Source organism: Aeromicrobium sp. Leaf289 (assembly GCF_001423335.1).
Taxonomy (GTDB): Bacteria; Actinomycetota; Actinomycetes; order Propionibacteriales; family Nocardioidaceae; genus Aeromicrobium.
The window spans coordinates 1,183,232-1,203,407 of the sequence record NZ_LMNK01000002.1 but is presented as its reverse complement, the minus strand read 5'-3'; the positions used below and the strand labels follow the sequence as shown (position 1 = coordinate 1,203,407).

At 71.0% G+C, this 20,176-nt stretch carries 24 protein-coding genes; 8 read left to right on the top strand and 16 right to left on the bottom strand.

Annotated features, from left to right (window positions below; translation table 11 throughout):
- Nucleotides 1-323: 323 nt before the first annotated feature.
- Genes ASF37_RS09855 through rplM form a run of 4 tightly spaced genes read right to left on the bottom strand, consistent with a single transcriptional unit; the run spans nucleotide 324 to nucleotide 3,632 of the window.
- Entirely contained in the window at nucleotides 324-1,289 is a 966-nt protein-coding gene (locus tag ASF37_RS09855; protein ID WP_055964401.1) for a GNAT family N-acetyltransferase, read from the bottom strand.
- Nucleotides 1,290-1,321: 32 nt separating this feature from the next.
- Nucleotides 1,322-2,668 (bottom strand): phosphoglucosamine mutase, encoded by a 1,347-nt coding sequence (glmM, locus tag ASF37_RS09850; RefSeq protein WP_056580025.1) that lies wholly within the window; start codon nucleotides 2,666-2,668, stop codon nucleotides 1,322-1,324.
- Nucleotides 2,669-2,673: 5 nt separating this feature from the next.
- Nucleotides 2,674-3,162, bottom strand: a complete 489-nt coding sequence (rpsI, locus tag ASF37_RS09845; protein ID WP_055964394.1) for a 30S ribosomal protein S9 — start codon at nucleotides 3,160-3,162, stop codon at nucleotides 2,674-2,676.
- A 26-nt stretch (nucleotides 3,163-3,188) separates the two neighbouring features.
- Nucleotides 3,189-3,632: a 50S ribosomal protein L13 gene (gene rplM / locus ASF37_RS09840; protein ID WP_055964390.1), complete on the bottom strand. Its 444-nt coding sequence runs from the start codon at nucleotides 3,630-3,632 to the stop codon at nucleotides 3,189-3,191.
- Between the two features lie 326 nt (nucleotides 3,633-3,958).
- On the opposite strand from rplM, the gene ASF37_RS09835 reads away from it, so the two are divergent.
- From ASF37_RS09835 to ASF37_RS09825, 3 genes are all read left to right on the top strand, one after another.
- Nucleotides 3,959-5,284, top strand: a complete 1,326-nt coding sequence (locus ASF37_RS09835) for a citrate synthase (RefSeq protein WP_082480663.1) — start codon at nucleotides 3,959-3,961, stop codon at nucleotides 5,282-5,284.
- A gap of 286 nt (nucleotides 5,285-5,570) precedes the next feature.
- Nucleotides 5,571-6,071 (top strand): TadE/TadG family type IV pilus assembly protein, encoded by a 501-nt coding sequence (locus tag ASF37_RS09830; protein ID WP_056575484.1) that lies wholly within the window; start codon nucleotides 5,571-5,573, stop codon nucleotides 6,069-6,071.
- Nucleotides 6,068-7,615, top strand: coding sequence for a pilus assembly protein TadG-related protein (locus ASF37_RS09825; protein WP_056580023.1), 1,548 nt, complete (start codon nucleotides 6,068-6,070; stop codon nucleotides 7,613-7,615). Before ASF37_RS09830 ends, ASF37_RS09825 begins: the two co-directional genes overlap by 4 nt.
- Before the next feature lie 4 nt (nucleotides 7,616-7,619).
- Here the strand turns inward: ASF37_RS09825 and ASF37_RS09820 are convergent, their stop codons facing one another.
- On the bottom strand, nucleotides 7,620-8,924 hold the full coding sequence (locus tag ASF37_RS09820; RefSeq protein ID WP_082506462.1) for a metallophosphoesterase family protein: 1,305 nt from the start codon (nucleotides 8,922-8,924) through the stop codon (nucleotides 7,620-7,622).
- Between the two features lie 29 nt (nucleotides 8,925-8,953).
- Between ASF37_RS09820 and truA the strand changes: the two genes are divergently transcribed.
- The 3 genes from truA to ASF37_RS09805 are packed head-to-tail and all read left to right on the top strand — an operon-like array spanning nucleotide 8,954 to nucleotide 11,344.
- The gene (gene truA / locus ASF37_RS09815; protein ID WP_056580018.1) at nucleotides 8,954-9,769 is read left to right on the top strand and encodes a tRNA pseudouridine(38-40) synthase TruA; all 816 of its coding nucleotides are present in this window, start codon (nucleotides 8,954-8,956) and stop codon (nucleotides 9,767-9,769) included.
- Nucleotides 9,770-9,810: 41 nt separating this feature from the next.
- Nucleotides 9,811-10,689, top strand: a complete 879-nt coding sequence (locus tag ASF37_RS09810; RefSeq protein ID WP_056580552.1) for an endo alpha-1,4 polygalactosaminidase — start codon at nucleotides 9,811-9,813, stop codon at nucleotides 10,687-10,689.
- Between the two features lie 55 nt (nucleotides 10,690-10,744).
- Complete coding sequence (locus ASF37_RS09805; protein ID WP_156368157.1) at nucleotides 10,745-11,344, top strand: class I SAM-dependent methyltransferase; 600 nt, start codon at nucleotides 10,745-10,747, stop codon at nucleotides 11,342-11,344.
- Nucleotides 11,345-11,436: 92 nt separating this feature from the next.
- On the opposite strand, the gene rplQ is transcribed toward ASF37_RS09805, so the two are convergent.
- The 7 genes from rplQ to infA form a co-directional block, all read right to left on the bottom strand.
- Nucleotides 11,437-12,039, bottom strand: coding sequence for a 50S ribosomal protein L17 (gene rplQ, locus ASF37_RS09800; protein WP_055964372.1), 603 nt, complete (start codon nucleotides 12,037-12,039; stop codon nucleotides 11,437-11,439).
- A gap of 43 nt (nucleotides 12,040-12,082) precedes the next feature.
- Nucleotides 12,083-13,093 (bottom strand): DNA-directed RNA polymerase subunit alpha, encoded by a 1,011-nt coding sequence (locus ASF37_RS09795; RefSeq protein ID WP_055964368.1) that lies wholly within the window; start codon nucleotides 13,091-13,093, stop codon nucleotides 12,083-12,085.
- Nucleotides 13,094-13,152: 59 nt separating this feature from the next.
- A complete protein-coding gene (gene rpsD, locus ASF37_RS09790) occupies nucleotides 13,153-13,761 on the bottom strand; it encodes a 30S ribosomal protein S4 (RefSeq protein WP_055964365.1) in 609 nt (202 codons plus the stop codon).
- Between the two features lie 41 nt (nucleotides 13,762-13,802).
- Nucleotides 13,803-14,201, bottom strand: coding sequence for a 30S ribosomal protein S11 (gene rpsK / locus ASF37_RS09785; protein ID WP_055964362.1), 399 nt, complete (start codon nucleotides 14,199-14,201; stop codon nucleotides 13,803-13,805).
- 5 nt (nucleotides 14,202-14,206) lie between these two features.
- Complete coding sequence (rpsM, locus tag ASF37_RS09780) at nucleotides 14,207-14,575, bottom strand: 30S ribosomal protein S13 (protein WP_055964358.1); 369 nt, start codon at nucleotides 14,573-14,575, stop codon at nucleotides 14,207-14,209.
- Between the two features lie 185 nt (nucleotides 14,576-14,760).
- On the bottom strand, nucleotides 14,761-14,874 hold the full coding sequence (rpmJ, locus tag ASF37_RS09775; protein WP_008361054.1) for a 50S ribosomal protein L36: 114 nt from the start codon (nucleotides 14,872-14,874) through the stop codon (nucleotides 14,761-14,763).
- 73 nt (nucleotides 14,875-14,947) lie between these two features.
- Nucleotides 14,948-15,169 (bottom strand): translation initiation factor IF-1, encoded by a 222-nt coding sequence (infA, locus tag ASF37_RS09770; protein WP_007078610.1) that lies wholly within the window; start codon nucleotides 15,167-15,169, stop codon nucleotides 14,948-14,950.
- 231 nt (nucleotides 15,170-15,400) lie between these two features.
- Between infA and ASF37_RS09765 the strand changes: the two genes are divergently transcribed.
- Nucleotides 15,401-16,114 (top strand): VOC family protein, encoded by a 714-nt coding sequence (locus ASF37_RS09765; protein ID WP_056580016.1) that lies wholly within the window; start codon nucleotides 15,401-15,403, stop codon nucleotides 16,112-16,114.
- Between the two features lie 11 nt (nucleotides 16,115-16,125).
- Here ASF37_RS09765 and ASF37_RS09760 read toward each other — a convergent pair whose 3' ends face one another.
- A complete protein-coding gene (locus ASF37_RS09760; RefSeq protein WP_055964351.1) occupies nucleotides 16,126-16,566 on the bottom strand; it encodes an Lrp/AsnC family transcriptional regulator in 441 nt (146 codons plus the stop codon).
- 153 nt (nucleotides 16,567-16,719) lie between these two features.
- On the opposite strand from ASF37_RS09760, the gene ddaH reads away from it, so the two are divergent.
- Nucleotides 16,720-17,595, top strand: a complete 876-nt coding sequence (ddaH, locus tag ASF37_RS09755; RefSeq protein ID WP_235492915.1) for a dimethylargininase — start codon at nucleotides 16,720-16,722, stop codon at nucleotides 17,593-17,595.
- Nucleotides 17,596-17,622: 27 nt separating this feature from the next.
- On the opposite strand, the gene ASF37_RS09750 is transcribed toward ddaH, so the two are convergent.
- The 3 genes from ASF37_RS09750 to ASF37_RS09740 are packed head-to-tail and all read right to left on the bottom strand — an operon-like array spanning nucleotide 17,623 to nucleotide 20,127.
- Complete coding sequence (locus tag ASF37_RS09750) at nucleotides 17,623-18,267, bottom strand: heme oxygenase (biliverdin-producing) (protein ID WP_055964348.1); 645 nt, start codon at nucleotides 18,265-18,267, stop codon at nucleotides 17,623-17,625.
- Nucleotides 18,268-18,304: 37 nt separating this feature from the next.
- Nucleotides 18,305-19,117, bottom strand: a complete 813-nt coding sequence (locus ASF37_RS09745; protein ID WP_082480660.1) for a heme ABC transporter ATP-binding protein — start codon at nucleotides 19,115-19,117, stop codon at nucleotides 18,305-18,307.
- On the bottom strand, nucleotides 19,114-20,127 hold the full coding sequence (locus ASF37_RS09740; RefSeq protein ID WP_056575468.1) for an iron ABC transporter permease: 1,014 nt from the start codon (nucleotides 20,125-20,127) through the stop codon (nucleotides 19,114-19,116). The genes ASF37_RS09745 and ASF37_RS09740 overlap by 4 nt, the downstream gene beginning before the upstream one ends.
- Nucleotides 20,128-20,176: the final 49 nt, after the last annotated feature.

The following is a 20,176-nucleotide window of genomic DNA, read 5'->3' as shown; positions in this document are numbered from 1 at the left end:
ACGATGCTGCGTTCACGACGGCATCCGGACACCAACGCAGCATCCTTCGCCCCCTCACCCACGAACGCAGAATCCTGCGTCACCCCCGGCCACGCCCCGAGAGCCCACCCGAGCCCGGACCCACCCGCCGGTCGAGGCCCTTTCGGAGCGCAGGTCCACTCGCACCCACAGCAACGCAGCCGCAGGTCGACACGCACCCACAGCAACGGAGCCCAGGTCCAGACTCATCCACGGCAACGCAGCCGCAGGTCGAGACCTAGCCACAGCGACGCAGCAGCAACGGCACGGGACGCCCCGGACGACGACCCGACCGACGCCGAGGATCAGCCGCCCAGCCCCTTCACCAGCTCGGCCGCCCACGCCACCTGCCGGTACCCGATGGCCTCGTTGACGGCGATCATCGGCGTGTTCGAGGCCGCGTTCCAGGTGGTGACGCGCGTGCGACCCTCGAGCAGGTCGGCCGCCTCGTGCAGGGCCGCCACCTTCATGGCCAGACCGAGGCCGTGGCCGCGGTGGGCCGGGAGCACGAGGGTGTCCCACTGGTAGGCGGTCTCGCCGTGATCCGGCACCACGAGCTGGGTGTGCCCGGCGAGCGTGCCGTCGGGGGCGACCGCCGCCACCGTCTGTCCGACACGGCCCTGCTCGCGCCACCGCGCCTCCTCGTGGCGCACCCGCGCGGCGTCGAAGTGCTCCGGCCCGATGCCGACGTCGCCCGACGGGGCCTCCGCCAGGATGAGCGCGCGGAGCACGGCGTACTGGTCGACCCACTCCTCGGGGCAGTGACGCCACGCGACCGCGGTGTACCCGTCACGCCACGGCGCCTGAGGCGGCGCGGCCGGGAGGCGCAGCTCGCGGATCGCGTCGAGCAGGTCGACGCGATAGCCGTGCAGGGCGGCGAACACCGACCCTGCGCCGGCCTCGTCGTGCACCGACCACGACGCCTCGGCGAAGGCGTTGACCCGACCCTCGGCCCTCACCCGATCCTCGACGGCCCGCAGCAGTGCACTGCCGAGGCCGGCACGACGCCGTCCAGGGTCGACGAAGACGTGCAGGTACGCGAGCGTCCGGTTGTCCTGCTGGGGGAAGGAGACCCACGCCCCACCCACCACCTCGTCGTCGACGACGCCGGCGAGCACCACGTGCTCGGCGTAGGGGTCGCTGGTGAGGTTGGTCCGCTTCTCCGCGATGCCCCAGGGCTCGTCGAAGGGTTCGGCGTGGCTGCGGGCGTAGACCGCGTGGAACGCGGCGTACTGCTCGTCGTCTGCGAGGTCCACCCGACGGATCTGCACGGGCCGACGCTACCGCGCCGCGAGCGGGCCGATCAGACGCCGAGGGTGTGGCGCACCACGTCGGCGAGTCGCTCGGCCACCGACGTGGCCTCGTCGAGCGACGGGGCCTCGACCATGACGCGCACCAGCGGCTCGGTGCCCGAGGAACGCAGCAGGATGCGGCCGCGACCGTCGAGGGCACCGTTGGCCGCGACCAGCTCGCCCTGGAGCACGGGATCGGTGTCGACCCGCGACTTGTCGACGTCGGGGACGTTGACCAGCACCTGCGGGAGCCGCTGCATGACCGACCCGAGGTCGGCCAGCGACCGACCCGTCGCTCGCATGCGCGCCGCGAGGTGCAGCGCGGTGAGCACTCCGTCGCCGGTCGTCGCGTGGTCGGCCATGATGACGTGGCCCGACTGCTCGCCACCGAGCGTGAAGCCGCCGGCACGCATCGCCTCGAGGACGTAGCGGTCGCCCACCGCGGTCTGCAGGACGCGCAGACCCGCCGCCTCCATCGCCTGCACGAAGCCGAGGTTGCTCATGACGGTGGCCACCACCGTGTCGTCCTTGAGCGTGCCGGCCTGCTGCCGGGCGAGCGCGAGGACGGCGAGGATCTGGTCGCCGTCGACCACACGGCCCTCGGCGTCGACCGCGAGGCACCGGTCGGCGTCGCCGTCGAACGCGAAGCCGGCGTCGGCGCCGTGCCGCACGACCGCGGCCTGCAGGTCAGCGAGATGGGTGGAGCCGCAGTCCTCGTTGATGTTGAGACCGTCGGGCTCGTCGTGGATGGTGACGACCTCGGCGCCGAGCTCGGCGAAGGCGGTGGGGCCCACGTGGAAGGCGGCGCCGTTGGCGCAGTCGAGCACGACCTTGAGACCCTCGAGCCGCTCGGGGACGGTGCTCACCAGGTGCTTGACGTAGGAGCTCACGCCCACGTGGCTGTCGCCGATGCGTCCGACGCCGGCCCCGACCGGGCGCTCCCAGGGCTCCTGCAGGCGCTGCTCGATCGCGATCTCGATCGCGTCGTCGAGCTTGTGCCCGCCGCGCGCGAGGAACTTGATGCCGTTGTCGGGCATCGCGTTGTGGCTCGCGGAGATCATGACGCCCATGTCGGCGTCGAGCTCGGCGGTGAGGAAGGCAGCGCCCGGGGTGGGCACGACGCCGAGCCGGTGCACGTCGACACCGGCCGAGGCGAGCCCCGCGACGATCGCCGCCTCGAGGAACTCCCCCGAGGCGCGCGGGTCGCGGGCCACGACCGCCGTGGGCCGGCTGTCGGCGAACGCTCCGGCCTCGCCGAGCACATGTGCCGCCGCGACCGACAGGTCGAGCGCGAGCTCGGCGGTCAGGTCGCGGTTGGCGAGGCCTCGTACCCCGTCGGTGCCGAAGATCCGGCCCAACGGAATCAGCGCTTGCTGTACTGAGGAGCCTTACGGGCCTTCTTGAGGCCGGCCTTCTTGCGCTCCTTGATGCGAGCGTCGCGGGTCAGCAGTCCGGCCTTCTTCAGCAGCGGACGGTTGACCTCCTCGTCGATGGCGTTGAGGGCACGGGCCACGCCGAGGCGCAGCGCGCCGGCCTGGCCGGTCATCCCGCCGCCGGTGACGCGAGCCACGACGTCGAAGCTGCCCTCGAGGCCGGTGGCCGCCAGGGCCTCCTTGGCGATCTGCTGGTGCAGCTTGTTCGGGAGGAAGTCCTCGAGCGGCTTGCCGTTGACGGTCCACTGGCCGGAGCCGGGGACGATGCGCACGCGGGCGACCGCCTCCTTGCGGCGGCCGGTGGCCGCGCCGGGGGCCACGAGGGACTTGCTCGTCGCGATCTCCGCGGACGGCGAGGTCTCGGAGGTGTAGACGCCGTCGGTGGTGGTGGGGACGTCGGTCTCGGTGGTGTCAGCCACGGTGCTCGTCTCTTCTGCTCGGGTGCTCACTGGGAGATCTGCTTGATCTCGTACGGCTGGGGCTGCTGCGGCGCGTGCGGGTGCTCCGGGCCGGCGTAGACCTTCAGCTTCTTGATGATCTTGTCGCCGAGGCGGTTCTTCGGCAGCATGCCGCGCACGGACTTCTCGATGGCCTTGCGGGCGTCCTTCTCGAGCAGGTCGCCGTACGCGATCTGCTTGAGCCCGCCCGGGTAGCCGCTGTGGCGGTAGACAGGCTTGTCGGTGCGCTTGTTGCCGGTCAGCGCCACCTTGTCGGCGTTGATGATGATGACGAAGTCACCACCGTCGACATGCGGGGCGAAGGTCGCCTTGTGCTTGCCGCGCAGCAGGTGCGCGGCCGACACGGCAAGACGGCCCAGGACGACGTCCTGAGCATCGATGACGTGCCACTGATGGCTGATGTCAGCAGGCTTGGGGCTGTACGTAGGCACGGCGTGACCTTCTCGTTGTGGTTCTGGGTGGCACTAGCTGGATCTGGGTCGTTGTCGCTGCACGTCCGGACCGTGGGCGGACCACACGTTCTCCGTGGCCGTCGAGTCCGGGGGCACAGGCCGCCTGGGCTTCGGCGCAGGACCGCCGGGAGGCGATCGCGCACGCAGGGCACAACGACGTCCAAGAGTAACCGGCGTGGCCGCACGCGGTCAAAACGGGTGGGCGTGGCCGGACGTCGAGGCTTCCCGGCGCTCGCTCCTCGAGACCCAGCCGTGCGTGTCTCGGGAGGCCGCACTAGGTTGGAGATGAGTCCGGGGCCACATCAATGACCCGTTCAGCACGTCACAGGAGACCCATCGTGACCGACCAGACCTTGACCGTCCGCGACAACCGGACGGGCGACGAGTACGAGCTCGAGATCACGGACGGCACCGTCCGCGCGTCCGATCTCGGCAAGATCGGCAAGACCGAGGACGACCCCGGCATCGCCGTGTACGACCCCGGGTTCACCAACACCGCGTCGACCCGCAGCGCCGTCACCTTCATCGACGGCGAGAAGGGCATCCTCGAGTACCGCGGGTACCCGATCGAGCAGCTCGCGGAGTCCTCCACCTTCCTGGAGGTCGCGTACCTGCTCATCCACGGCGAGCTGCCCACGAAGGAGCAGCACGACCAGTGGGTGCACGACATCACGTTCCACACGTTCGTGCACGAGAACCTCAAGAGCCTCATGCAGGGCTTCCGCTACGACGCGCACCCCATGGGCATGCTGCTGTCGAGCGTCGGCGCCCTCTCGACGTTCTACCCCGAGGCCCGGGCCATCCACGACCCCGACGTCCGACGCGAGCAGATCGTGCGCATGATCGCCAAGATGCCGACGCTCGGCGCCTGGTCGTTCCGCCACGCGCAGGGCAAGCCGTACGTCTACCCCGACAACGAGCTCTCCTACACGGAGAACTTCCTGTCGATGCTGTTCAAGATGAGCGAGCCGAAGTACGACCCGGACCCGCGTCTGGCCAAGGCCCTCGACGTGCTGCTGATCCTGCACGCCGACCACGAGCAGAACTGCTCGACCAACGCGGTGCGCTCGGTCGGCTCGAGCCAGGTCGATCCGTACTCGGCGGTCTCGGCCGGCATCGCGGCGCTCTACGGCCCCCTGCACGGTGGCGCCAACGAGGCCGTGCTGCGCATGCTCAAGCGGATCGGGACGAAGGACAAGATCCCGGAGTTCATCGAGGGCGTGAAGAACGGCGACGAGAAGCTCATGGGCTTCGGTCACCGCGTCTACAAGAACTACGACCCGCGCGCCAAGATCATCAAGAAGGCGTGTGACGACGTCTTCGAGGTGACCGGCGTCAACCCGCTGCTCGAGATCGCCCAGGAGCTGGAGAAGATCGCGCTGGAGGACGAGTACTTCGTCTCCCGCAAGCTCTACCCGAACGTCGACTTCTACTCCGGCCTCATCTACGAGGCGCTGCAGTTCCCGCCCGAGATGTTCACGGTGCTGTTCGCGATCGGTCGCACGCCGGGCTGGCTGGCCCAGTGGCTCGAGCTGGTCGACGACAAGGAGCAGAAGATCGCGCGCCCGAAGCAGATCTACACCGGTGACCGGACCCTCGAGTTCGTGCCCGCGGAGCAGCGCTGGGCCTGACGCCCACCCACGCGAGTGAACCCCCGCCTCGGCGGGGGTTCACTCGTTTCCGCCCGGCGGGGGTTCCGGGCCGCGGACGGATGGCCAGCCGGCGGGGGTTCCGGGCCACGGGCGGATGGCCAGCACAGCCCCCTGTTCCCTGATTCCAGGGACAGGGGGCCTTTCGTCACGCTAGATTTCAGGACGAAAGCCTCGGCCGGATGGGAGTTCCGGGACGGGGAGGGAGCTTTCGCGTCGGTCCTGCACAGGGCGGAGCCGACAGGTCACGAGTCGAGGGAGCATCGTGATGGTCGGACCACGACAGGCACGCACGGACGACGGGCGATCGCGCCGTCGTCGCGACGACGGTGCTGCTGCGGTCGAGTTCGCCCTCGTGCTGCCGATCTTCGTCGCGCTGCTGTTCGGTGTCATCAGCTACGGCTGGATGCTGAGCTACCGCCAAGGCATCAGCCAGGCCGCCGCCGAGGGCGCCCGCGCCATGGCCGTCTCCGTCTCCCCCACGGGGTCGACCGTGCCGGCCGATCGAGCCCGAGCGGCGATCAACCGCTCGCTCTCCTCCTACGGCGTCACCTGCACCTCGGCGGGGACGCTCACCCGCAACGGCGCCACGGTCGGGACGTGCGGCGTCTCCACCACGGCGTGCACGACCGGCTCGACCGTGCAGTGCGCCCGGATCGCGATCAGCCACAACTACCGCGCCAACCCGCTGATCCCGTCCTTCCCCGGGCTCGGCATCACCCTCCCCACCACCATCGGCTACACCACGACCAGCGAGGTGAGCTCGTGAGGCGCCAGCGCCGTGACGAGCGGGGCGCCATCCTTCCCCTGACCGCGCTCATCATGGTCATCGTGGTCGGCTTCACCGCGTTCGCGACCGATCTCGGGGTGCAGCGCGTCGCTGCGCGCGACATGCAGGCGGTCGCCGACGTGGCCGCCCTCGACGCCGCACGCAAGCTGCCGACCTGCACCACGTCGACGCTCCAGGCCGCGGCGGACGCGAGCCTGGCCCGCCAGGGCCGCCGCGTCGGCACGTCGTCGCCGCTGGTCGTGACGCCGGGCCACCTCAGCTCCACCGGTGCCTTCGTCGCCGGCGCCGGGACCACCGGCTGCGACGCCGTGCGGATCACCGCGGCCACGACCGTGGACTACGCCTTCGCCCCCGTGATCGGGAACGACTCGGGCTCGGCCACACGCACGGCGATCGGGACACGGTCCGACGCGGCCGTCTGCTTCTCCGTCGGCACCAAGACGCTCACGCTCAGCACGTCCGGCAGCGCCATCGGACCGATCCTCGACCGCGTCATCAAGGTCAACGGCCTCGACGTCGTCGGCTACACGGGCCTCGTGAGCCTCAAGAACGTGCAGGTCCCGCTCGTCGACCTCGCGGCCGCCCTCGGCGTCGGTACGCCGCAGGAGCTCGCAGCGCTCGACGTCTCCCTGCAGACGTTCACGCTGGCGGCGGCCTCCGTCGTCCGCAAGCAGGGCGACCTCGTGAGCGCGACCCTGCTGGAGTCGATCGCAGCGCGTGCCACGGGTCTGCGGGCCGACGTGAGCAACTTCCTCGCACTCGACACCACCGGCAACGCCGCCCTCTCGGCGACGGTCAACGCGCTCGACCTCGTCGGGGCGTCCATCGTCGCCGCCAACGGCACCAACGCCTTGCGCATCGACCAGCTCGGTCTCAGCCTCCCGCTCGGCCTGCTCAACGCCAACGCCCAGATCGTCATCGTCGAGCCACCACAGATCGCCTGCGGCAAGGCCGGGGTCACCGCCCGCACGGCCCAGGCCCGGGTCGACCTCGAGACCACCGTGGGGACCTCGCTCCTCGCCTACGCCGAGATCAGCATGGGCGTCCGCGTCGGCGAGGGCACGGCCACCCTGTCGTCCTTGCAGTGCACGGGCCCGGCGAGCGTGACCATCGCCGGGCAGACCACGGCAGCGCGCGTCGTCGGGTACGGAGGCACGGGGTCGGCCCGACTGACCGCAGCCAGCCTGTTGAACCCCCGCAAGGACCTTCCTCTCCACCTGAAGGAGGTGGTGGCTGCGACGAACGCGGGCAGCCACACCTTCACCTACCCCGCCGGCGCGGGCCTTCCCACGCCCGCCAACCACACCTTCAGCAGCAGCGTGAACTTCGCCGTCGAGGTCGACAACAACGGTCTGCTCGGTGGTCTGCTCTCGTCCGTGACGAACTTCCTCCTGACGGTGCTCAACCCCCTGCTCGAGGGTCTGCTCACGCCCTTGCTCTCGTCGCTCGGGATCAAGATCGGCACGATGGACGTCACGATGCTCAGCCGCCCCTCGTGCAACGCCGTCCGCCTGGCCGGCTGAGCGCTCAGCGTCGGGTGACGGACTTGTCGCCGTCGGCGTCCTTGGTGATCGTCACGTCGTCGAGGGCCGCGCCGTACGCGATCGACGGCGTCGAGCCCGAGCCCTTGGACGCGACGATCGAGCGGAACCGCAGCGTGTCCGCGGCGACGTCGACCACCTGGTAGGTGCTGATCCTCTCGGCCCACCGCGCACGGGTGGCACCTCGGCGGTCCCAGTCGGCGCGCGAGATCTCGTAGAACTTGGGGCCGGACACCGAGGTCGCGAACACCGTGCTGTCGGGGTCGCCCCGGTACCCGCTGCTGAAGACGTGGTCGTGACCGCTGAGCACGAGGTCGACGTCGTGCTTCTCGATGACGGGCAGGACCGTCGAGAAGACGGCACTGTTGGTGCGGTCCGCCCGCGACGCGAACGGACCGGCGTGGAGCAGCACGACGCTCCACCGGTTCGGGTTGTCCTGCAGCTGTGCGTCCAGGAAGCGGGCCTGGGCCGCGAGGTCGGAGCCGAAGGAGTCGAGCACCACGAAGCGGACGCCCTGCTGGTCGAAGCGGTACCAGGTGGGTCGCTGGCCGGAGACGCCGTTGGACGGCGACGAGAAGTAGGTGCGGAACCCCTGCGCGTCGCCCGAGCGGCAGTCCCGCACGAGGATGCACTGCTCGTGGTTGCCGATGGAGGCCACCACGTTGCGACTCGTCCGCACCGGGGCGAGCGCGGCCATGAGGTCCACCCACTCCTGGTGGACCCACGGGTGGTTCACGACGTCGCCGGCGTGCAGCACGAGGTTGGCCGAGGGGAAGCGGTTCACCGCGGCCTTGACGATGGCGGCCGGGCGGTCGGCGTTGGCCACCTGGGTGTCGCCCAGGGTGAGGAACGTCCAGGGCTCCAGCTCGGCCGCTGACGTCGTGAAGTGGTAGTCGCCCGCGCTGCCACCGTCGTTGACCACCCGATAGCGGTAGCGCGTTCCGGGCTCCAGGCCGGTCAGCGTCGCGGTGTACGCCGGGCGGGCCGAGCCGCTGTCGCGCACGCTCGTCGCGGCCTTGCGCCGGGCCGCCGCGCGCACCTGGGTGCCGCCACCGACCGGCTGCGCGACGACGCGCTGGTTGCCCCACGCCTTCACCGAGCGCCACGTGACGACCTGCGAGGCCGAGGTCGCCGCTGGGGTGAGCACGACCGCCATGGGCGGCGTCCCGGTGCTCGCGGCCGGCACGGCGTCACTCTCGACCACGGGTGCGGAACGGTCCTCGTCCGGCGCCGCGGAGCAGCCGCCCACCAGCAGGGCCATGCTCGCCAGTACCACCGGTCCGGTCCTCATGGGTCCACCGTAGGCACTACCGTGGCCGCGTGCGACTGCGACTCGATCTCTCCTACGACGGCGCAGGGTTCCGGGGCTGGGCCGCCCAGCCCGGTCTGCGCACCGTGCAGGAGACCGTCGAGACCTCGATCGCCACCGTCCTGAGGCTCGAGGAGCGGCCCTCGCTCACGTGCGCGGGCCGCACCGATGCCGGGGTGCACGCCCGCGGCCAGGTGGCCCACGTGGACCTCGACGACACCGTGCAGCCCGACCAGCTGGCCCGTCGGCTCCGCCGGATCCTGCCCGACGACGTCGTCGTGCACGCGGTCACCGCCGCTCCGGACGGGTTCGACGCGCGGTTCGCCGCGGTGGAGCGCCGCTACGCCTACCGCCTCCAGGACCAGCCCGGACGGCTCGACCCGTTGGCCCGGGCGCACGTGGTCGCGTGGCCGAAGCCGCTCGACGTCGAGGCGATGAACGCAGCCGGGGTGCTGCTGACCGGGGAGCACGACTTCGCCGCGTTCTGCCGCCGACGCGAGGGCGCCACGACGATCCGGACCCTGCTCGAGCTGACGACGACCCGCTCCCCCGGCGACGGGCTCCTCGTCACCACGGTGCGCGCCGACGCGTTCTGCCACTCCATGGTGCGTGCCCTGATGGGTGCGCTCGTGGCCGTCGGCGAGGGTCGGTACGAGCCGTCCTGGGCGCGCGACGTGCTGCGGACCGGTGAGCGCGACCCCCGCGTGAAGGTGATGCCGGCCCACGGGCTGGTGCTCGAGGAGGTCGTGTACCCGTCCGACGACCGGTTGGCCGCCCGAGCCGACGAGGCACGCCGACGTCGCGACGAGCCCACCGAGGGCCCCTGAACGCGTCCGGGCGGCGCCCGCGGCCCCGTATCGTGGTGACGGTGCCGACCTCCCCCCGCCGCCGCGCCACGACACGCCTCCGCGCGCCACGCCCCGTCGGTGCCCGCCTCGTCGGCGCCTGCCTCGTGGTCGCCCTGACGGCTGCCTGCTCGGCACAGGGCGCGCCCGCCGCCCCGCCGGCGACACCGTCGGCCACCGCTCCCGTCCCGCTGCCGCGCGACGCCGTCGTCGACTACCAGCTCGGGGGCGCGTACCGCCCCGCGGCCGACGTCACCGTGGTCGTGCGCGACCGCACCGAGAAGCCCGATCCCACCCGGTACTCGGTCTGCTACGTCAACGCCTTCCAGACGCAGCCCGGACAGCTCGGCTGGTGGAAGAAGCACCACCCGACCCTGCTGCTGAAGCGCCAGGGCGTCCTCGTGCGCGACCCGGGCTGGCCCGACGAGGTGCTGCTGGACCAGCGCACCGCCGCGAAGCGCGCCGCCATCGTCTCGATCGTCTCCGGCTGGTTCCGCGGGTGCGCGAAGGCCGGGTACGACGCGATCGAGGCCGACAACCTCGACGCCTGGACCCGCTCGCGCTCCCTCCTCACCCGGGCACAGACGACGTCGACGGCGAAGGGACTCGTCCGCGCCGCCCACGCGACAGGGCTGGCGATCGCGCAGAAGAACACGCCCGAGATCGACGGCCGCGCCCTCGGCTTCGACTTCGCGGTGGCCGAGGAGTGCGAGGTGTACCGCGAGTGCGGCGACTACACGCGGCTCTACGGGCGCGGCGTCGTCGAGATCGAGTACACCGACAACGGTCGGGCGGCCTACGCGCGTGCCTGCCGCCAGCGAGCCGGCGACCACCCCATCACGCTCCGCGACCGCGACGTGGTGCCTCGTGGCGCGCGCGGCCACGTGTTCCAGCACTGCTGACCACGACGTCCGGGCACCGACCGTGCTGCCCGACGCCTGCTGCGAGGATGAGCACGTGACCGGGCACTACTTCGACGACCGGCCCTCCGGGGCCGACGACCGCCGGAGCGTGCACTTCGACGCCTGGCAGCACACGCTCACGTGCACCACGAGTGGCGGAGTCTTCTCCGCCGACCACCTCGACCACGCCACGCGGATCCTGCTCGACTCGGCGGGTCCGCCCAGCGGCACGGTGCTCGACCTCGGGTGCGGGTGGGGGCCGATCAGCTGTGCGGTCGCTGCCGCGTCGCCCTCGGCGACCGTCTGGGCGGTCGACGTGAACGAGCGCGCCCGCGAGCTGACCCGCCTGAACGCCGCGGCGGCCGGCGCGGCCGACCGCGTGCACGTGGCCGCTCCCGACGAGGTGCCCGCCGACCTGCGGTTCGACGCCCTGTGGTCGAACCCGCCGATCCGCATCGGCAAGCAGGCCCTGCACGACCTGCTCCAGCACTGGCTGGCGCGGCTCAACGACGACGGTCACGCCCGCCTGGTGGTGGGCAAGAACCTCGGTGCCGACAGCCTGCAGCGCTGGCTCACCGACCAGGGCTGGCCCACCGAGCGCACGGCCAGCAGCAAGGGCTTCCGCGTGCTGACCGTGCGCCGCGGGGAGCACTGACGTCGAGGCACCCGCACCGCCGGCCCAGCAGGTCCACGCACGAACGGCCCCCACCGCAGTCGCGGTGGGGGCCGTTCGTCGACGGGCCTGGATCAGGCCTTGTCGGTGTCCTCGGAGGTCGCAGCCTCGTCGGTGCTCGTCTCGTCGACGGCCTCGGCCGCAGCCTCGACGTCCTCGGAGGTGGCCGGCTCGGTCTCGGACTCCGTGGCCGGAGCACCGGCGACGACGTCGGTCTCGACCTGCTCGGCGTCGTCGGACGCGTTCACCGCGGGGGTCTCGTCCTCGACCGGAGCCGCGGCGGGTGCAGCGGCAGGAGCGGTCGCCTGCGCGGCGAACTCCTTGGCCTCGACGATCTCGATGACGGCCATGGGGGCGTTGTCGCCCTTGCGCGGACCGATCTTCGTGATGCGCGTGTAGCCGCCGGGACGGCTCGCCATGGCGGGACCGATCTCGGTGAACAGGGTGTGCAGGACGCTCTTGTCACGCACGACCTTGACGACCTGGCGGCGGTTGGCCACCGTGTCGGTCTTGGCCTTGGTGATGAGCTGCTCGGCGTAGGGCCGCAGACGGCGGGCCTTGGCCTCGGTGGTGGTGATCCGGCCGTGCTCGAACAGAGCCGTCGCGAGGTTGGCCAGGATCAGGCGCTGGTGCGACGGGCTGCCGCCGAGGCGGGCTCCCTTGGTGGGCGTGGGCATGTGTCTGTCTCCAGGTCAGTGAACAGGTCGATGAGCGAGCAGCTCAGTACTGCTCGTCCTCGGCGAAGCTGGCGTCGTCGTCGTAGGAGTCGAGCACGGCCGACGGGTCGAACCCGGCCGGGCTGTCCTTGAGGGCCAGGCCCATCTCGGCCAGCTTGGCCTTGACCTCGTCGATCGACTTCGAGCCGAAGTTGCGGATGTCGAGCAGGTCCTGCTCCGAGCGCGTGATGAGCTCACCCACGGAGTGGATGCCCTCGCGCTTGAGGCAGTTGTACGAGCGGACCGTGAAGTTCAGGTCCTCGATCGGCAGGGCGAGGTCGGCGGCGAGCTGCTCGTCGACGGGCGACGGGCCGATGTCGATGCCCTCGGCCTCGACGTTGAGCTCACGAGCCAGGCCGAACAGCTCGACCAGGGTCGAGCCGGCCGACGCGATCGCGTCACGCGGCGCCATCGACGACTTCGTCTCGACGTCGATGATCAGCTTGTCGAAGTCGGTGCGCTGCTCGACTCGGGTGGCCTCGACCTTGTAGGTGACCTTGAGGACGGGGCTGTAGATCGAGTCGATCGGCATGCGGCCGATCTCCTCGTCGCCGGTCTTGTTCTGCACCGCCGAGACGTAGCCACGGCCACGCTCCACGACGAGCTCGATCTCCAGGCTGGCCTTGTCGTTCAGCGTGGCGATGTGCAGGTCGGGGTTGTGGACCTCGACGCCCGCGGGGGCCTCGATGTCGGCCGCGGTGGCCACACCGGCACCCTGCTTGCGCAGGACCATGACGAACGGCTCGTCGTGCTCGGAGGAGACGACCAGGTTCTTGAGGTTGAGGATGATCTCGGTGACGTCCTCGGTGACACCGGGGACGGTGGAGAACTCGTGCTGGATGCCGTCGATCTTGATCGACGTGACCGACGCGCCCGGGATGGAGCTGAGGAGCGTGCGGCGCAGCGAGTTGCCGAGGGTGTAGCCGAAGCCGGGCTCGAGAGGCTCGATGACGAACCGCGAACGGTTGTCGGCGACGACCTCTTCGGTCAGGACGGGGCGCTGTGCGATGAGCATGGAACTTCCTTTCCGGTCCTCCCGCTATTTGAAGGACCGGCTCAGTGGAACGGGGGCGATCAGATCTTGGAGTAGAACTCCACGATCAGCTGCTCCTGGATGGGGACGGTGATCTGCTCGCGGACCGGGCGCTGGTGCACCAGGATCCGACCACGATCGGGATCGACGTCGAGCCAGCCGGGAACGGTGTCCTTGTCGTGCGTCTCACGGGCGACGATGAACGGCGTCGTCTCCAGGCTCTTGGGCTTGACGTCGATGATGTCGTGCTTGCTGACCTGGAAGGACGGGATGTTCGTCTTCACGCCGTTGACGATGAAGTGTCCGTGCGTCACGAGCTGGCGCGCGTGGCGACGGGTACGGGCCAGGCCGGCACGGTAGACGACGTTGTCGAGCCGGCTCTCGAGCAGGCTCAGCAGGTTGTCACCGGTCTTGCCGGGCTTGCGGTGCGCGTTCTCGTAGTACTTGCGGAACTGCTTCTCGAGGACGCCGTAGGTGTAGCGCGCCTTCTGCTTCTCCTGCAGCTGGGTGCGGTACTCCGACTCCTTGATGCGGGCACGACCGTGCATGCCCGGGGGGTAGGGACGACGCTCGAACGCGGCGTCGCCACCGACGAGGTCGACGCCGAGACGGCGCGACTTCTTGGTGAGAGGTCCGGTGTAACGGGCCATGATCTAACTCCTGGATTCTTCGCGGACTCTGATCGCGGGGATCAGAGACGACGGTGCTTGGGGGGACGGCAGCCGTTGTGGGGGCTGGGGGTCACGTCGGAGATGGTGCCGACCTCGAGGCCGACGCCGCTCAGCGACCGGATCGCCGTCTCGCGGCCCGAACCCGGGCCCTTCACGAAGACGTCGACCTTCTTCATCCCGTGCTCCATCGCCTGGCGACCGGCGGCCTCGGCCGCCATGCCCGCCGCGAAGGGCGTGGACTTGCGCGAGCCCTTGAAGCCGACGGTTCCGCCGGAGGCCCACGCGATCACTCCACCACTGGGGTCGGTGATCGTCACGTGCGTGTTGTTGAACGTGCTCTTGATGTGGGCCTGGCCCTGAACGACGTTCTTCTTCTCCTTGCGGCGCACCTTCTTGGCGCCTGCACTCTTAGGAGGCATCTAGATCACTTCTTCTTTCCGGCGACGGTGCGCTTCGGGCCCTTGCGGGTGCGCGCATTGGTCTTGGTGCGCTGGCCGCGGACGGGCAGGTGCGCACGGTGGCGACGGCCCTGGTACGAACCGATCTCCATCTTGCGACGGATGTCGGCCGTGACCTCACGGCGCAGGTCGCCCTCGACCTGGTAGTTGGCCTCGATGTGGTCACGCAGCGCGACGAGCTGGTCGTCGTTCAGCTCGTGGACGCGGACGTCCGGGCTGATGCCGGTGGCGGCGAGGGTGTCGGCGGCGCGGGTGCGCCCGACGCCGAAGATGTAGGTGAGTGCGATCTCGATGCGCTTGTCGCGCGGGAGATCGACTCCGACGAGGCGTGCCATGGTGGCAGTTCCTTCCGGTTCGGCAGAGGTGTCGTCACCTGGGGCGTCCCGGCTGCCTCCAGGACTCCCATGGTGGGTTCCTGAGCCGGGCCCCGGCCTCTGCGCCGGGGGTGACCCGCGTCCGCCTCGTGGGAGGAGGCGCGGGAGCCATCAGATGTTCAGTGTGTCGCGGTGAAGAAGTGCGATCAGCCCTGGCGCTGCTTGTGCCGGGGGTTCTCGCAGATCACCATGACGCGGCCGTGGCGACGGATCACCTTGCACTTGTCACAGATCTTCTTCACGCTCGGGTTGACCTTCATCGAGAAGCTCTCTCTTCTTCAGTCTGAACGTGTATCGGTGTGCAGTTGTCTCGTGCTCCGGCCTGGGCCGGGGTCACTTGTAGCGGTAGACGATCCGTCCACGGCTGAGGTCGTACGGCGACAGCTCCACCACGACCCGATCCTCGGGGAGGATGCGGATGTAGTGCTGGCGCATCTTGCCGCTGATGTGCGCCAGGACCTTGTGGCCGTTGGCCAGCTCGACCCGGAACATCGCGTTCGGGAGTGCCTCGACGACAGCACCCTCCATCTCGATGACGCCTTCTTTTTTCGCCATGGACCTCAGCTTCTCGGTTTGATCGTCTGTGTCGGCCGACGCACGCGACGGCACCCTCGACTCCGAGGAGCCGTTCCACGCGGCGCGAACCGCGAGGACCGAACCCCGAGGACTGAACCTCCGAGGGCAGGGGGTCGTGACGCCCGAATCAGGCCGACAGGGAAGTCTACGTCGGCGGGGGCCCTTCGTTCAAATCGGGTCCCGGTGCCGCACCTCGGGCAGGATGGCGCCATGCGGCTCGAGAACATCGTCTGGGACTCGCCCGATCCGCGCGCGCTCGGCCACTTCTGGGCCGAGGCCCTCGGCGCCGACGTGCTGACCGAGGACGACGACGGCCTCGAGGCGCGCCTGCACCTCGCGCCGGAGGTGTTCCTCGACCTCTGCTTCCCGCCCGCCTCGACGCCCGCCGACGTCCCCCAGCGGCTCCACCTCGACCTGCGGGGCGCCGAGCAGCAGCACGCTGTCGCCGAGCGTCTCGTGGGGCTGGGCGCCCGCCGCGTCGACATCGGTCAGGGCGACGTCCCCTGGGTGGTGCTCGCGGACCCCGACGGCAACGCGTTCTGCGTCATGGAGGACCGCCCCGCCTACCGCGCCGGCTCCGGCCCGGTCGCTGCGCTCCCCCTCGACTGCGCCGACCCCGACCGGGAGGCGCGCTTCTGGGCCGCGGTCACCGGGTGGGCGCCCACGGCCGACCCCCACGCCCTGGCCCACCCGTCGGGCGCGGGGCCGCTGCTGGAGCTGTGCCCGGAGCCTGGACCCCGCCGCGGGAAGTCGAGGCTGCACCTCGACGTGCGGCCCGGTCCCGACGACGCCACCCCCCTCGACCTCGTCCGCGACCACGGCGGCACCGTCCTCCCCCAGCCCGCACCAGGACTGCCGTGGACGGTGTGCGCCGACGCGTCGGGCAACGAGGTGTGCCTGCTCGGCGTCGCCCCACCCGCCTGATCGGCCGCCCCTCAACCGGTGTAGCGGTCGATCAGCCTGGAGAGCACGATCGCGGTGTCGGTGTGGTCGACGTTGTCGACCTCCATGCGGACCCGTTCGAGCGCCCGCTCGAGGTCGCGGACGTCCCGCGCGACGATGCGCAGCATCGCGTCGGCCTGGCCCGACACCGTGGCGGCCGCGTGGACCTCCGGCACCTTCGCGAACGCCTCGCCGAGCGCCTCGGGCGTGATCGTGCCCCGGCAGTGCACCTCCACGTACGCCTCGACCGACCATCCCATCAGGTCGGGGTCCACGACGGCGGTGAAGCCCTTGATCACGCCGTCGTCGACGAGGCGGTCCATGCGGCGCTTCACCGCGGGTGCCGAGAGCCCCACGTCGGCGGCGATGCGGGCGTATCCCGCTCGTCCGTCGCGCACGAGGTGGTCGATGATGCGGCGATCGAGGTCGTCCATGCCCTCATCGTGCAACAGATCGCCGCATCCGGGCTGGATTCGTCGGATTCCTGCGTGCCGACGTGCAGTTTCGAAGTCCTCGTTCGCGAGGAGCCGCGGCTAGGCTTGATTCGTTGCGTGAACACGCACCGTCGACCACCGCAGGAGGCCCTCGTGACCGTGCTCGACACCCGCACCCCCACTCGCACGACGCTCGACCGCGTCACCGCGCGCACCGCCCGCGTCCGCTCGTACCTGATGTGCGCACCCACCCACTTCGACGTCACCTACGCGATCAACGCGTGGATGCAGCCGGGCATCCACGTCGACCGCGACCGCGCCGTGGCGCAGTGGCAGGCGCTCGTCGAGACGTACCGCGCACTCGGGCACCGCGTGGACCTGCTGGAGCCTGCCGCCGGCCTGCCCGACATGGTGTTCGCCGCCAACGGCGCCCTGGTCGTCGACGGACGCGCCTACGGCGCCCGGTTCCGCCACGTCGAGCGCCAGGCCGAGGCCGTCCTGCACGCCGGACTGCTGAGGGAACAGGGCATCGAGGTCGTCGAGCCGACCCACACCAACGAGGGCGAGGGCGACTTCCTGGTGCTCGCCTCCATGATCCTCGCCGGCACCGGCTTCCGCACGAGTCTGCACGCCCACGTGGAGGCGGCCGCCGCACTCGACCGGCCCGTCGTGAGCCTGGAGCTGGTCGACCCGCGGTTCTACCACCTCGACACCGCCCTCGCGGTGCTCGACGACGGGAACGGCGAGGCTCCGGCCGACATCGCCTACCTGCCCTCGGCCTTCTCGCCCCACAGCCGCCGGACCCTGCGTCAGCTGTTCCCCGACGCCATCGAGTGCAGCGAGGCCGACGCCCTGGTCCTGGGCCTCAACGCGGTGAGCGACGGCCACCACGTGGTCCTGCCGTCCCAGGCCACCCGCCTCGCGAGCCAGGTGGCCGACCACGGCTACGCGCCCGTCCCCGTGGACGTGAGCGAGCTGCTCAAGGCCGGCGGCAGCGTCAAGTGCTGCACCCAGGAGCACCACGCCTGAGACCGAGCGCGTCCTCGGCGACGCGCCTCAGCGTCGGTAGGCGTCGAGGTCGGCGGTGAGCTCCTCGAAGAGCGCGCCGTTCAGCCCGAAGACCGTCTTGACCTCGGTCAGCACGGCGAGCTTCTCCTCCGCCGTCAGGTCGAGGCCGTCGAGCCGAGCGCGGTAGGCGTCCTTGTAGGGCTTGGGCTTCGGGATGCCGGGGAAGGCGTAGAACGCGAGACCGTCCGGCCGCTCGAAGGTCTGCTCCAGGAGCCGTCCGATGATGCGGCCGCCGGAGAGGTCGCCGAGGTAGCGGGTGTAGTGGTGAGCCACGAACCGGGCCGGCGAGGCGGCGATGCTCTCGATGCGTGCCACGTACGCGTCGGTGGCCGGCGTCGCCGCGTGGCCGACGCCCCAGTGGGCCTGGTCCGCGTCGATCGAGGGTGTGCGCTCGAGCGCCGGATCGAGCACCGCGTCGGCGACGGGGTCGCCCGCGAGGGCGCGGCCGAGGGACTCGAGCGCGTCGTAGACCCGACGCAGGCGTGCCAGGTAGTCGGCGTACCCGCGGGCGTTCACCCGGCCCGCGAGGAGCTCGGTCATGAACGACGAGCCCTCGGCGGCCTGGTGCTCGGCCCGGGAGCCCTCGCGCAGGAGGCGCGAGAGCGAGGAGGTGTCGGGTTCGGCGATCGTCATGGGGAGCCCTTTCGTCGGGATCTATCGTGACACGTTGTCATGATCGTGGTGACGGAATGTCACCATCTGGACGCGTCGTGGCCCCGGTCGGCACGACGGCGAGCCGGTCCCCCACCCGGTGGACCTCCACCGGGAGTCCGTAGGTCCGACCGACCAGGTCGGCCGTCAGGACCTCGGCCGGCGTGCCGTGGGCCGCGACCGTGCCCTCGGCCACCACCACCAGCTCGTCGGCATGGGCCGAGGCGAGGGAGAGGTCGTGCGCCACGACGACCACGGTGCGTCCGGCCCGGGCCAGCCGACGGGCCAGCACGAGCACCTCCTCCTGGTGCCGGAGGTCGAGGGCCGCCGTCGGCTCGTCGAGCAGCACCAGGTCGGTGTCCTGTGCGAGGACCCGGGCCAGCGAGACACGGGCGCGCTCGCCTCCCGAGAGCTGGCGGAACGACCGCCCGGCCAGGTGCACGGTGTCCGTGCGCTCGAGCGCCCAGGCGACCAGGTCGGCGTCGGCCGCCACGTCGTCGCGAGACGTCCACGGATAGCGCCCCATCGCGACGACCTCGGCCACCGTGAAGCCGAAGCTCACGTCGTGGGACTGGCCGAGGACCGCGCGCCGTCGCGCGAGCTCGGCGGGGGTCCAGTCGGACAGGGGCCGGCCGTCGAGCGCCACGGTCCCCGCGGTGGCCGGGAGGTCGCCCGAGACCACCGAGAGCAGCGTGGACTTCCCCGCGCCGTTGGGTCCGACGACCACCACGAGCGTGCCGGCACGCACGTCGAGGTCGACGTCGTGGAGCACCTCGCGCCCACCCAGGCGGCAGGAGACCCCCCGCACGGACACGACCGCGTCGGCCGTCATGCCCAGCCCCCGGCGCGCGTGCGGGCGCGCCGCACGAGGTGCAGGAAGAACGGACCCCCGACGACCGACGTCAGCAACCCGATCGGCAGGTCGGCCCCGGTCACGAGCGTCCTCGCCAGCACGTCGGCCCAGACCAGGAGCACGGCACCGGCGAGGACGCTCCCGAGGAGCAGAGCCCGGTGGGCCGGGCCCAGGACCATCCGCAGCGCGTGCGGCACGACGAGCCCGACGAACGCGATGATCCCCGTGAAGGCCACGGCCACCCCGGTCAGCAGCGCCATGACCGCGATGGAGACGATCCTGAGTCGCTCCACGCGCACACCGAGGTGGGAGGCCGAGCGCTCGCCGAGCGCGAGCAGGTCGTAGCGGCGGGCCGCGGCGAGGGCGAACAGCACGCCGGGCACCGTCACGACGGCCACCACGAGCACCTCCGACCAGCGGGACCCGTTCATCGAGCCGAGCTGCCAGAACACGATCTGCTCGCGCGAGCCGGTGTCGCCGGCGAAGAGCACGAGCGCGAGTCCCGCACCCGCGAAGGCGTTCACGGCGATGCCGGTCAGCAGCAGCGTCACCACCTCCGTGCGTCCTGCGCTCCGCGCCGTCGTGTACACGAAGACCGTCGCCGCGAGGCCACCCAGGAAGGCGAGCAGCGCCACCGCCCATCCCCCACCGACGGTGATCCCCGTCGCGATCGCCACGGCGGCCCCGAGGGCGGCTCCTGCCGAGACACCCACGACCCCGGGCTCGGCCAGCGGGTTGCCGAAGACGGCCTGCATCATCGCCCCCGCCACCGCGAGCGCCGCTCCGACGACCACGCACATGGCGACCCGGGGGAACCGGACGTACCAGAGCGCGTCGACGAGGAGGTCCTCGTCCGGACGCCACGACGTGCGCACACCGACGCCGTCGAGGACGGTCCCGACGACCGCACGGGCGGAGACGTCGAGCTGTCCGACGAGGGCCGAGACCACGACGCCGACGAGCAGCGCCGCGACCAGGGCACCGACCACGGCCGCAGCCCGCCTGCGCGGCGCCGTCCCCACCGGCGCACGAGTCCGT